Origin of the sequence: Kaistella solincola (assembly GCF_000812875.1) — a bacterium.
GTDB lineage: Bacteria > Bacteroidota > Bacteroidia > Flavobacteriales > Weeksellaceae > Kaistella > Kaistella solincola.
Genome location: NZ_JSYK01000003.1, coordinates 1,015,153 through 1,027,816, shown reverse-complemented (window position 1 = coordinate 1,027,816; position 12,664 = coordinate 1,015,153). Strand labels below are relative to the sequence as shown.

The following is a 12,664-nucleotide window of genomic DNA, read 5'->3' as shown; positions in this document are numbered from 1 at the left end:
TACATCGGGATCCGTTCAAGCCGGGTCGCAGATTGTCATTAAATTAATGTAAGATTTAAAAATGAATATTTTAGAACAGATAGTAAAACGGAAAAAAACCGAGGTTTTGCAGGCAAAAAATAAAGTTTCTGTTAACGAGCTAAAAAACACCGAATCTTTTGCACGCAAAACCTATTCCTTGAAAAAATCACTGAAAGAAAAATCCGGAATTATCGCTGAATTTAAGCGCAAATCTCCAAGCAAAGGAATTATAAATGATAAAGCTGACGTTTTAGAAGTTGCGGAAGCTTACCAAAAATTTGGCGCAAGTGGAATTTCAATTCTCACCGATCAGGATTTTTTCGGCGGTAATTTGGCAGATTTTTCGAAAGTTCGAAAAGAGAGTTCAATACCGCTTTTGCGAAAAGATTTTATGATCGATGAATACCAGTTTTACGAAGCAAAATCAATTGGAGCTGATGTCGTTTTGCTGATCGCTGCCTCTCTTTCACCAGCTCAGGTACAGGAATTTACAGAACTTTCGCACGAACTCGGCTTGGAAGTTTTACTGGAAATTCACACCGAAGAAGAATTGCAGCATTTTAATAAAAATATCGATTTGGTCGGCATTAATAACCGCAATTTAAAAGATTTTAAAGTCGATTTACAACATTCAGTCAATCTTAAAAATCTACTTCCAAAAGAAACTTTATCAATCGCCGAAAGCGGAATTTACAATGTTGAAGATTTCAAATTTTTAAAGGAAAAAGGTTTCGACGGATTTTTAATGGGCGAATATTTTATGAAAAACGAAAATCCCGGAAAAGCTTTTGAAGAATTTACAAATACAATATTGTGATGAAATTAAAAGTTTGCGGACTCACAAAACTTGATCAAATTCAGGAATTAATTTCGCTGAAAACTTACTTTTTGGGCTTTATTTTTTATGAAAAGTCGCCACGTTTTGTATTAAATCTTTTAACCTTTGACGAAATTAAATGTATTGAACATTCCGGAAAAATTGGAGTTTTCGTAAATGAAAATGTGGAAAAAATAGCTGAAATCGCCGAGAAAAGTTGCCTAAATTTTATTCAACTCCACGGCGATGAAAACGAAAAATATGTCGAAGTACTTCGGAATTTTTTAAGGCCCGAAATCAAAATTATAAAAGCAATCCGAATAGGAAGCGACTGTAAGAATTTACAATTTACAATTAACCGTTATCCATTTGTTGATTATTTCCTTTTCGACACTGATTCCGCGGCGTTTGGCGGAACCGGAAAAACTTTTGACTGGCAAATTTTAAATGGTCTTGAAATTCCAAAACCTTACTTTTTGAGCGGTGGAATTTCCCTCGAAAATGTAGATCAAATTTCAAATATTAAAAATCAACCTTTTGCGTTTGACATCAATTCAAAATTTGAAATTGAACCCGGCGTAAAAGACCTCGAAAAAATAAAAAAGCTCTATGAAAAATTATAAAAATCCAGACGAAAACGGCTATTACGGCGAATTTGGCGGCGCTTTCGTTCCCGAAATGTTGTATCCAAATGTGGCGGAACTTAAGCAGAAATACATTGAAATTATCGACTCCGAAGAATTTCAAACCGAGTTTCAGGATTTGCTGAAAAATTATGTCGGTCGCGCTACGCCACTTTATTTCGCAAAAAATCTCAGCGAAAAATACCAAACACAGGTTTATTTGAAAAGAGAAGATTTGAACCACACCGGTGCGCATAAAATCAACAATGCTCTGGGGCAGGTTTTGCTCGCGAAAAAACTCGGAAAAAAGCGCATTATTGCGGAAACCGGCGCCGGTCAACACGGAGTTGCGACCGCCACGGCCTGCGCGCTCATGAATTTGGAATGCATCGTTTACATGGGCGAAGTGGATATTGCGCGCCAGGCGCCCAATGTGGGCCGCATGAAAATGCTTGGCGCAACGGTAATTCCCGCAACTTCAGGTTCCAAAACGTTGAAAGATGCGGTGAACGAAGCTTTGCGCGACTGGATCAACAACGCGACGACGACGCATTATATCATCGGCAGCGTCGTGGGACCCCACCCGTTTCCGGATTTGGTGGCGCGTTTTCAAAGCGTGATTTCGGAGGAAATAAAATGGCAGCTGAAAGAAATAATCGGGCGCGAAAATCCGGATTATGTAATAGCTTGCGTAGGCGGTGGTAGCAATGCTGCAGGCACTTTTTACCATTTTGTGAACGAAGAAAATGTAAAATTAATCGCAGCAGAAGCCGGCGGTTTTGGCCTGGATTCCGGGAAGTCTGCAGCTACGACATTTCTAGGAACGTTAGGAATCTTGCACGGCAGCAAAAGCATTGTGATGCAAACCGAAGACGGTCAGGTCATCGAGCCGCATTCCATTTCCGCGGGTTTGGATTATCCGGGAATCGGGCCGTTTCACGCGAATTTATTTGCCGCTAAAAGGGCAGAATTTTTCAGTATTACCGATGACGAAGCGCTGAAATCGGCGTTTGAACTGACCAATACCGAAGGCATTATTCCCGCGCTGGAATCGGCGCACGCGCTGGCCGTTTTGGACAAGAAAAAGTTTGCGAAAGACGAGGTTGTCGTGATTTGCCTTTCGGGACGCGGCGACAAAGACATGGAAACTTACTTGCAAAATCTTTAAAGGATTGGGCGCCTTTTCCGTCCTCCGTTCCCGCTTTTTGTTCGTCGTTCCTCCTCGCAAAAGAGCTCCACTCAGGCCGTGGCGCGGGTTTCGGCTTTTTTAAAAATATTTAGTAAAAACAGAATTATGACTGACCAAAATACTAGCCAACACGCAACACGCAACACTCAGCATCCGACACCCAACAGTCCGCACTCCAAAAAACTCAACATTTATTTCACCGCGGGAATCCCGAAACTGGAGGACACCACGGAAATTATGAAACTTATTCAGCATTCCGGTGCGCAGATTATGGAAATCGGAATGCCGTATTCCGATCCGGTGGCAGACGGACCCGTGATCCAAAAAGCACACGAAATTGCGCTGAAAAATGGAATGACCATCGCGAAACTTCTCGAGCAGATTAAATCTGTGAAAGATGAAATAAGCATTCCCATTGTATTAATGGGCTACATTAACCCGATTTTAAGTTTTGGTTTCGAAGAATTTTGCCAAAAATGCCGCGATGCAGGAGTTTCTGGCGTGATAATTCCGGATTTACCCGCTATAGAATTTGAGAAAAATTATGCCAAAATACTCGCAAAATTTGGTCTGAATTTCATATTTCTCGTGACGCCGGAAACACCGAATGAAAGAATAAAATATCTGGATTCTTTAAGCTCAGGATTTCTGTACGCTGTTTCCAGCTCCTCAACGACGGGAAATAGCGCGAAAGAAATCAACAACGAAGAATATTTGGAAAGATTATCAGGTCTGAATCTGAAAAATCCGGTGATGATCGGTTTTGGAATCAAAAACAAAAACGATTTTGAAAAGGTGACTGAAAAAGCCGCGGGCGGAATCATCGGAACTGCCTTCGTAAACATTTTGCTGAAGAAGGAAAATTGGGCTGAAGAAGGTGAAAGTTTTATTCGCAGCATAATAAATTAATTTTGTACTTTTGTGACGGCAATTTTTCACTTCAGAAGCTAGAGAGAAATTTGCTGCCGCCGGGGTTACAATGTGATTTTATTAAAATTATATTTTAAAAAAAACGGCTTTTAGCGGCGAATTTTTCGCAATAGGGATCGTAGTGAAAATCCTTTTTTGCGCGGCGGCTACGCCGCCGCGCAAAAAAGATTGCAGCGAAGAGCCCGACCCGAGCTGCTGAAAAGCCCAGGCGAGGGGATTGCCCTAATAAATACTACCAAATGACACGCACCCAAAACAGAAGTTTGCATTTTCAGGAATTAGGTTTGATGGATTATTTGCCGGCTTTTGAACTGCAGGAAAAACTGATGAAAAAAATCATCGACCTGAAGCTGGAAAATCGCCAAAAAAGCGAGGAAGAGCAGGAAGAAACGCCCAATTACCTGCTTTTTGTGGAGCATCCGCACGTGTATACGATTGGGAAATCGGGCGACGATCATAATATGCTGGCGAACGCGAAAAAGCTGGAGGAAATCAACGCAACTTTTGTGAAAACGAACCGCGGCGGCGATATTACGTACCACGGTTTTGGGCAGCTGGTGGGTTATCCGATCCTGGATTTGGATAATTTTAAGTCGGATATTTTCCTTTACATGCGTAACCTGGAAGAGGTGATTATCCGCACTATTGCGGAATACGGGCTGAAAGGCGAGCGCAGTGAAGGCGAAACTGGCGTTTGGCTGGACGTGGCCAAACCGTACGCGCGGAAAATTTGCGCCATGGGCGTGAAAACCTCAAAATGGGTGACGATGCACGGTTTCGGGCTGAATGTAAACACCGATTTGCGGTATTTTGAATATATAATTCCGTGCGGAATTCGGGATAAATCGGTAACATCACTAGCACGCGAACTGGAAAGAAAATTTTCAGAGGATGAAATGGCCGAGCTGAAAGAGAAAATCAAAAAGCATTTTTTGGATGTTTTTGAGGCAGATTTTCTTTAAATTTCTTATTAGAAAGGTGCACGGGAAAACGGAAAAAAATGCCTTTTTAGCGGCTAAAAAGTTTTGTAACCTTTATAGACTTCTGCGGATTTCTGCAATAAGGATGCAGACTGCAAACGGAAATTCATCAAATGGTCGGTACCGTTGTGCTGGTGATGGTGTTCTTCGCTTTCCCAAAGTTCTACGATAAAAAACACGCCTTTATTTTCGCGGTCTTCCACCAAATCGTACTGTAAACAGCCGTTTTCCTTCCGGGTTTCAATGACGAGCTTTTTCAGCAGTTCCAAAGCATCCATAATGTCATTTTCTTTGAACTGAAACAGCGCGACGATATATAAGTTTTTCATGTTTTAAAATAAGACACCAAAGATAGAAACTGGAAATGTAAATTTTAGAAAAAAATCAAAAAATCGGCTTTTTAATTCAATTTTTCTTAATGGTAAAAATTTTTATCTTTGTAAAAACCGAAAATTAAAATGGCAGAATATAAATTACTATTGCCTTCTATGGGAGAGGGCGTGATGGAAGCGACGATTATCAGTTGGATGTTTAGCGAAGGCGACAGCGTGAAAGAAGATGATTCCGTGGTAGAAATCGCAACCGACAAAGTGGACAGCGACGTACCGACGCCAGTTTCGGGGAAAATTGTAAAAATTCTGAAACAGAAAGATGAAGTAGCAAAAGTAGGAGAAGCCATTGCGATTCTGGAAGTTTCCGGCGCAGGTGATGCCGTGGCAGAGCAGCCACAGGAACCGAAAACTGCGGAAGAAGTGAAAACGCAAATTCCAAACGTAGATTCCGACGTGGTGAAAGGTTTGGAAGAAGCGATAGAAAGCGCGAAAGCATCTACCAGTTTTGAAGGTTCTGATTTATATTTATCACCTTTGGTAAAATCGATCGCGCAGCAGGAAAATATTTCTGAGTCGGAATTGCAGTCGATTAAGGGAAAAGGTTTAGAAGGCCGCATCACCAAAGAAGATATTCTGGCTTTCGTAGCCAACAGAAAAGCGCCGCAAAGTGCTCCGGCAACAGCTCAAACGCCAGTGACACCAGCTCGACAAGCGGCCGCGCCGGTTTCAGCGCCGGTTCAGGTGAACGCAGGAGACGAAGTGATCCCGATGGACAGAGTACGCAAAATTATCGCTGAGGCCATGGTCAATTCCAAAAGAACTTCACCGCACGTTACTTCGTTTATTGAAACTGACGTGACCAATGTGGTAAAATGGAGAACCAAGCACAAAGATATTTTCGAAAGGCGTGAAGGTGAAAAACTGACCTACATGCCGATTTTCGTGAAGGCAATTGTAAAAGCTATTCAGGATTTTCCGCTCATCAATATTTCCGTTGATGGCGATAAAATTATCAAAAAGAAAAATATCAATATCGGAATGGCAACTGCGCTTCCGGACGGGAACCTGATCGTTCCGGTCATCAAAAATGCTGACCAGCTTTCACTTTCCGGCCTGGCGAAAGCCATTAATGATCTTGCATACCGTGCACGAAACAAGAAACTTCGTCCGGAAGATACGCAAGGTGCGACTTACACCATTTCCAACGTTGGCGGATTCGGTAATCTCATGGGAACACCAATTATTCCGCAGCCGCAGGTTGCGATTTTAGCCGTTGGTGCCATCGTGAAAAAACCAGCAGTTTTGGAAACCAAAGACGGCGATGTTATTGCCATCAGAAACCTGATGTTTATGTCGCATTCTTACGATCACCGCGTGGTTGACGGTTCTTTGGGAGGAATGTTTCTGAAACACGTTCATGATTATCTGCAAAACTGGGATATGAATACCGAGATTTAATTTCGGTAAAACGAGAAAAACAGCAAAACCTCCGAAAATTTTCGGAGGTTTTTTTTAGCTGCTATTGCGGTTTGCTGTTTATTTAGGAGCTTTTTCCCGCTTTCACTACTCGCTTTTTTTCTTTCGGCGGCTCCGCCGCCGCCCCCGAAAGAAAAAAGAGCTCAAACATGCCGTTCAATCGGGGCTAGAAAGCCGTCTTCAATTGGAAATTTTTGGTTTAAAAACCGCGGGTTATTAGAAAAATGTTTAGTTCCAGTTTGGAAAAAAATTCGCTGTTTTAACGGCAAATTTTTTAAAATCTCAGGTTTGAAATTAATTTCATCATTTGAGTTTTTTAGCGCTTTTAGAGCTCAAAGCTCTAACAGCGCTTTTATCTAATTTTTTTAAAAATCACCTTAAATACCATGGAACTTTCAAACATTTAAATTGAAAAATTTGCTGCTAAACAGGGTAAATTTCTGCTTTTATATTTGCTGATAATTTAAGCATTGGTAAAAGTTTTTAAGCAAAAACCTTAACTTTGATGTCTAAACAAAAAACAATATATGTTCACAATCCGAAAAGGAACACCTGAAGATACGCCGGTAATTTTTGATTTAATTAAAAAACTTGCGGTTTACGAAAAAATGGAAAATGAGGTCACCACAACCGTCGAACAGCTGCGCGAAAATATTTTCACGCACAACTTTTCAAAAGTGTTGATCGCGGAAGAAAACGAAAATCCGGTCGGTTTTGCCCTGTATTTTTTTAATTTTTCAACGTTCGTGGGGAAACCGGGCTTGTACCTGGAAGATCTTTTCGTAGAGCCGGAATTCCGCGGAAAAGGTTACGGTAAAAAATTGCTCATTGAACTCGCAAAAATTGCGCGGGAAGAAAATTGCGGTAGAATGGAATGGTCGGTGCTGAACTGGAATACGCCGGCAATCGACTTCTACGAATCGCTTCAGGCAAAACCGATGGACGAATGGACTGTTTACCGTTTAGACCAAAAAGGCATCGCGGATTTAGCTCAGTAAAATTTAATTCAAAAAAAAGTGTGGACCGTAAAATCCACACTTTTTTATTTTTAGGCAAAATCGGTTACAATATCTTTCCGACTTCAGCGCAAAGCCATTCCAGCATTTCGCTGTCTTCATCGGTGAATGGATCAACTTTATGCGAATCAATGTCGATTTGACCAATGTTTTTTCCATCCACAATAATCGGAACCACAATTTCGGCTTTGGTATCAATGGAGCAGCTTAAATAATTGTCCTGTTCGTGAACGTCCGGAACCACAAAAGTTTCATTGGACACCGCAACCTGACCGCAAATTCCTTTTCCGTACGGAATAATGGTATGATCGGTCGGCGCGCCAACATATGGGCCTAAAATCAGCTCATCTTTGTCTCCATTTTTGAAATAGAAACCGGTCCAATTGAAGTACGGGATTTCCTGATCCAACAGTTGACAGATTTTCTGCAATTTCACCTGCGTATCGTGAGCGGGACTTTCAATAATCGACGAAAGTCGTTTTTTAATTTCTGACATTTTTATTTTTTTAAGAAAATTCTTTTAATTTCAATTCTTCTTTATAACCGAATAAACCGCGTTCTTTAATCAATTCTGCAACACCGTCGGGAACTTCTTTTTCCCAACCGGAAATGTGATTTGCAATTTTTTCCAGAATAATGCGGGAATAAATTTCAGAATAATCGGGGTTATAATTTTTGATATCTACAATTCTGTTGTTGTGTTTGAAATATTTGTATAGTTCTTTCAAACTGTCTTTCACCTTTAAATTGTCGGCTGTAAGCAGCTCGTGGCTTTCCGGATCTTTGTAAGGATACAGGTAAACGCGCATATCCTGGCGGAAAAATTTACCGAAAGCTTCCAGAATTCCACCTGAAAGATTTTTGTAATAATTCTCATCAAAAACATCCAATAGATTGTTAACGCCCATTGCCACACCGATTTTACCGTTTGTATAAGTCGCAAAATAATCGATGAGTCGGTAATATTCGGAGAAATTTGAGATGATTACAGTGTAACCCAGCTTTCCAAGAACGTCTACACGGTCCAGGAAATCGCGCTCATCGATGTCGCCGGCGGCGCGCAAATTCGCAATCGTAATTTCAAAAAGAACTTCGGTTTCATCTGTGCTGCATTGCCAGTCCTGGTTAAACATTTCCAAACCTTTGAGAAACATATCAATATTAACCAAAGTTACAGGGCGGAAACTTCCGCGAACGGCAAAAATATTTTTTCGGTAAAGAATATCCGCCGGAAGCATATTATTTCCTTCGGAATTGAAGATTACGGCATCAGTCATGCCATTTTTTACCAGCTGAAGGCTCATCAAACGGTTATCAACATAGCTAAATGCCGGTCCGCTGAAATCGATCATATCAATTTCGAGATTGTCCTTATTAATATCATCAAAAAGTGAATTGATCATTTTCCGCGGATTGTCGCTGTAATTAAAAGCGCCGTAAATAAGGTTTACGCCCAAACCGCCGAGCGTTTCCTGCTGTAAAGTCGCATCATTTTCATTAAACTTTACATGCAGTACTATTTCGTTATAATCTTCATTTTCATCCAGCTGAAAGCGCAAACCAACCCAGCCGTGGCCTTTCATGGTTTTATCGAAATTAATCGTTGTAACCGTGTTTGCGTAAGAAAAGAATTTGCGGCCCGGAAAAGTATCACGCGAAAGTCTTTCCTCTATCAAGGCAACCTCATAGCGAAGCATTTTGCGCAGTCGGTTTTGGGTAACGTATCGGTTTTTGACTTCTTTACCATAAATGGCGTCACTGAAGTCTTTGTCGTAAGCTGACATTGCTTTCGCAATGGTTTGTGAAGCGCCGCCCGCGCGGAAAAAATGACGAACAGTTTCCTGACCCGCGCCGATTTCTGCAAAAGTTCCGTAGATGAGAGGGTCTAAATTTATCGCTAAAGCTTTCTGCTTAGGAGTTAATTTCTGGTGAATCACGGGCAAATCTAATTTTTTGTAAATTTACCAAAATTAAACCAACCTCAAAAAAATGCAGTTGAAATTTTTAGGTACCGGAACTTCGCAAGGTGTTCCTGTAATTGGTTGTCACTGTGAAGTTTGCACGTCCGCTGATCCTAAAGATCGGCGTTTTCGTTCTTCGGTTTTAATTACCACTTATTCCGCAAAGAAAATATTGGTTGATTGTGGTCCTGATTTCCGACTGCAGATGCTGGATAATAAAGAAGAGCAAATTGACGCGGTTTTACTCACACACGAACATAACGACCATATTATCGGCCTTGATGATCTGCGTCCGCTGATTTTTAAAAATCGGAAAAATATAGACATTTATGCCCGAAAAAGAGTAGGAGATGAAGTGAGAAATCGTTTTCCTTACGCGTTTGCTGAGGTGAAATACCCAGGCGCGCCATCTTTCAACCTGCACGATATGACAGGAAATTTCAGCCTCTTTAACACCGAAATTTTTCCTATCGAGGTAATGCACGGTTCCATCTCTATCGATGGTTTCAGGTTTAAAAAGCTGGCGTATCTTACGGATGCGAGTTTTATTTCGGATTATGAAAAAGAACAACTTCAAAATCTGGATTATTTGATTGTGAACTGCATCAGAAAAGAGGTGCCGCATCCCGCGCATTTTATTTTACCTGATGTGATCTCCTTATATAAGGAACTACAGCCGAAAAAAATGTTTTTAACGCACATTTCCCACCATATGGATGTATATAAAAAAATGGAAAAAGAGCTTCCGGCCGGCATCCATTTAGCGTATGACGGTCTTGTGCTGGATTTTTAAGCAGAATGTGCACATTTATTTTTTTGAAATAAAAAATAATTCTATATTTGCACACCAATTTAAAAAGCCCGGTTGGCGGAATTGGTAGACGCGCTAGACTCAAACTCTAGTATCGCAAGATGTGCCGGTTCGATTCCGGCACCGGGTACCAAAAACCTCTGCAATCTTCGATTCGCAGAGGTTTTTTATTTTTCAAACTTTCTAGCATTTCCGGCTTATTGAAAAATTTCCTGCTATAAAGCGGTTTTTTTTGATTTTTACAAAGTAAAAGAGGATTTATTTCTCCACTATTCTCAAAATAAGATACTTTTTCGATAAAAGTCATTTTGCTTTAATGATATCCGTCATTTTTCTAAATAGCGGATATTCAGGTCTTCTTTAACTATAATTAACGTTTTTCCATTTTTTTTACTTAATAGAAATTTAAATTGATGTTTAATTATGTAAAATGTAGAAATTTGCCTCTTTATCAAATAAAATTATAATATTATTTAAAATAAAGATTTATATCATAAAAGATTTAGGGCCAATTATAACAATTTGATAATTGCTTGAAGTATCTTTGTATAAGAAAATCAAGGTATAGATAACACGAAAATTTAAAAATCAGATATTATGAAAAATTTAGTAAACCTCCGATCCCTCGTTTTAGCAGCCACACTTTTTTCTGGCATCGTTGCAGCACAAAAAATCAGCAGCAACTCTGTTAAAACAGTAGTTTCCGGTACATCTACTTTACATGAGTGGAGCATGACTTCTACCGGCGGAAATTTTTCTGGAAATGTTTCAGGTAACAGCATCCAGGATGTACGTTACGCAATGGGCAGCAAAACACTGAAAAGTGGCAAAGGACCAATGGATGCCAACGCTTACAAAGCCCTTCTAGCAGATAAATATCCAAACATCAGTTTTACCGCTTCTTCTATTAATGTAGGTAAAGGTACTATGACTGGAAAACTTACCGTAACAAATGTAACCAAAACCGTAACTGTACCGGTAAATGTAACCAAATCCGGCGATACTTACACCATCTGGGGAACAGCTTCTATTAAAATGACAGACTACGGAGTTACTCCGCCTGCATTTATGATGAACACCGTGAAAACCGGCAACGAGGTAAAAATTACCGTTAATGCGGTAGCAAAATAAATAAACTATTAAAAAATTAAAATTTAGAATATGAAAACCATGGTCATCAGAGCTTCAATGCTCGCAGTATTAGTTTCCGGAATCAGCTTTGTAAGCGCACAGGATACAACCACTTCAATGCGGGATTATCTTGCACCGGAAAAATCAACTAGAAATGTTTTCGAAGATCCAAAAGTAGAAGCTCCGGCTTATAATGGAGTACAGGTTTCTGTAGGTGGCGATTTTGCATTACAGTTTCAGGCTTTAGACCATTCTACTGAAGCAGCGTCATTAGGTTTGAAAACCGGAACCACAACCCCAAATAGTTTAAGAGTAATGGGTTCCGATTTCAACTTGCCAACTGCTAACTTAGATGTTAACGCCTACCTTGCAAAAGGGGTGAAAATGCACTTGAGAACTTATCTTTCTGCACGTCACCACAACGAAGCTTGGGTGAAAGGTGGTTACATTCAGGTTGATAACTTAGATTTCATCCAGGAAGGTTTTGCCTCAGGAATTATGCAACATGCCCGCGTAAAAGTTGGTATGGACGAGATTAACTACGGTGACGCGCATTTCAGAAGAAGTGATAATGCTGAAACCATTAACAATCCGTTTGTAGGAAACTATATTATGGATAGTTTTACCACTGAAGCTTTTGGTGAAGCGTATGTATTCTACAACAACTTCATCGCTATGGCAGGGCTTTCTAATGGTAAACTGAACCAGACAGCAGTAAAAGGTACAAACGACAATGCGCCTTCAATCTATGCGAAAGTCGGGTATGACAAACAGATCAGTCCTGATTTAAGAGTTAGATTAACAGGATCTGTATTGCAAACGAACGGTATGTCTACGGGTGGATATTTATACGGTTCGGACAGAGCAGGTTCTAGATACTATTACACGCTCCTAACCGAGAATGATTTAGTTGGTCAAGACAGCTATGCAACAGGTAGATTCAATCCTGGTTTCAAGAAAAATAAAGCGATCCAAATCAACCCGTTCATCAAATATCAAGGTTTAGAATTCTTCGGAATTTATGAACATGTAACAGGTATTAAAGGTGCTACAGCGCCAAGCAGAGGAAATTACACCCAACTTGCAGCAGAATTGCTATACAGATTTGGTGGAAGAGAGCAGTTTTATTTCGGTGGCCGATATAACACAATTAGTGGAAAAGATAACGAGGCTGCTGCTGAAAGAAAAATTGACAGATACAACCTTGGTGGTGGTTGGTTTATGACCAAAAATATACTTGCAAAAGTGGAGTATGTTAACCAAGAATACAACAACGACAAAGTGTGGGGAGCAACAAGCGCATTACAAGGTGGTAAATTCAACGGCGTAATGTTCGAAGCGACCATTGGTTTCTAATTTTAATTTTTCAGAAAAAAG

Annotated in this window: 13 protein-coding genes and 1 tRNA gene; 11 read left to right on the top strand and 3 right to left on the bottom strand. The window is 40.3% G+C overall.

Annotated elements, in window-relative coordinates; genetic code table 11:
• Nucleotides 1-61 precede the first annotated feature (61 nt).
• From trpC to lipB, 5 genes are all read left to right on the top strand, one after another.
• Complete coding sequence (trpC, locus tag OA84_RS08765; RefSeq protein WP_039344896.1) at nucleotides 62-838, top strand: indole-3-glycerol phosphate synthase TrpC; 777 nt, start codon at nucleotides 62-64, stop codon at nucleotides 836-838.
• The gene (locus OA84_RS08760) at nucleotides 838-1,461 is read left to right on the top strand and encodes a phosphoribosylanthranilate isomerase (RefSeq protein ID WP_039344893.1); all 624 of its coding nucleotides are present in this window, start codon (nucleotides 838-840) and stop codon (nucleotides 1,459-1,461) included. Before trpC ends, OA84_RS08760 begins: the two co-directional genes overlap by 1 nt.
• Nucleotides 1,448-2,629 carry a tryptophan synthase subunit beta gene (trpB, locus tag OA84_RS08755; protein WP_039344890.1) on the top strand — a complete coding sequence of 394 codons (1,182 nt, stop codon included), beginning with the start codon at nucleotides 1,448-1,450 and terminating at the stop codon, nucleotides 2,627-2,629. Before OA84_RS08760 ends, trpB begins: the two co-directional genes overlap by 14 nt.
• 126 nt (nucleotides 2,630-2,755) lie before the next feature.
• The gene (gene trpA, locus OA84_RS08750) at nucleotides 2,756-3,559 is read left to right on the top strand and encodes a tryptophan synthase subunit alpha (protein ID WP_084060892.1); all 804 of its coding nucleotides are present in this window, start codon (nucleotides 2,756-2,758) and stop codon (nucleotides 3,557-3,559) included.
• A gap of 260 nt (nucleotides 3,560-3,819) precedes the next feature.
• Entirely contained in the window at nucleotides 3,820-4,542 is a 723-nt protein-coding gene (lipB, locus tag OA84_RS08745) for a lipoyl(octanoyl) transferase LipB (protein WP_039344888.1), read from the top strand.
• 53 nt (nucleotides 4,543-4,595) lie between these two features.
• Here the strand turns inward: lipB and OA84_RS08740 are convergent, their stop codons facing one another.
• Nucleotides 4,596-4,889 carry a putative quinol monooxygenase gene (locus tag OA84_RS08740; RefSeq protein ID WP_039344885.1) on the bottom strand — a complete coding sequence of 98 codons (294 nt, stop codon included), beginning with the start codon at nucleotides 4,887-4,889 and terminating at the stop codon, nucleotides 4,596-4,598.
• A 129-nt stretch (nucleotides 4,890-5,018) separates the two neighbouring features.
• Between OA84_RS08740 and OA84_RS08735 the strand changes: the two genes are divergently transcribed.
• Together OA84_RS08735 and OA84_RS08730 are read left to right on the top strand one after the other, a co-directional pair.
• The gene (locus tag OA84_RS08735; RefSeq protein ID WP_039344882.1) at nucleotides 5,019-6,350 is read left to right on the top strand and encodes a dihydrolipoamide acetyltransferase family protein; all 1,332 of its coding nucleotides are present in this window, start codon (nucleotides 5,019-5,021) and stop codon (nucleotides 6,348-6,350) included.
• Between the two features lie 545 nt (nucleotides 6,351-6,895).
• A complete protein-coding gene (locus OA84_RS08730; RefSeq protein ID WP_039344879.1) occupies nucleotides 6,896-7,366 on the top strand; it encodes a GNAT family N-acetyltransferase in 471 nt (156 codons plus the stop codon).
• A 64-nt stretch (nucleotides 7,367-7,430) separates the two neighbouring features.
• Here OA84_RS08730 and OA84_RS08725 read toward each other — a convergent pair whose 3' ends face one another.
• A complete protein-coding gene (locus tag OA84_RS08725) occupies nucleotides 7,431-7,880 on the bottom strand; it encodes a GAF domain-containing protein (protein ID WP_039344877.1) in 450 nt (149 codons plus the stop codon).
• Between the two features lie 10 nt (nucleotides 7,881-7,890).
• Nucleotides 7,891-9,318 (bottom strand): hypothetical protein, encoded by a 1,428-nt coding sequence (locus OA84_RS08720; protein ID WP_039345953.1) that lies wholly within the window; start codon nucleotides 9,316-9,318, stop codon nucleotides 7,891-7,893.
• Between the two features lie 55 nt (nucleotides 9,319-9,373).
• On the opposite strand from OA84_RS08720, the gene OA84_RS08715 reads away from it, so the two are divergent.
• The 4 genes from OA84_RS08715 to OA84_RS08700 all read left to right on the top strand — a co-directional run bounded on the left by OA84_RS08715 (nucleotide 9,374) and on the right by OA84_RS08700 (nucleotide 12,643).
• Nucleotides 9,374-10,138, top strand: coding sequence for an MBL fold metallo-hydrolase (locus OA84_RS08715; protein ID WP_039344874.1), 765 nt, complete (start codon nucleotides 9,374-9,376; stop codon nucleotides 10,136-10,138).
• A 66-nt stretch (nucleotides 10,139-10,204) separates the two neighbouring features.
• Nucleotides 10,205-10,289, top strand: a tRNA-Leu gene (locus OA84_RS08710).
• Between the two features lie 464 nt (nucleotides 10,290-10,753).
• Complete coding sequence (locus OA84_RS08705) at nucleotides 10,754-11,287, top strand: YceI family protein (protein WP_039344871.1); 534 nt, start codon at nucleotides 10,754-10,756, stop codon at nucleotides 11,285-11,287.
• A 30-nt stretch (nucleotides 11,288-11,317) separates the two neighbouring features.
• Nucleotides 11,318-12,643, top strand: a complete 1,326-nt coding sequence (locus tag OA84_RS08700; protein ID WP_039344868.1) for a hypothetical protein — start codon at nucleotides 11,318-11,320, stop codon at nucleotides 12,641-12,643.
• Nucleotides 12,644-12,664: the final 21 nt, after the last annotated feature.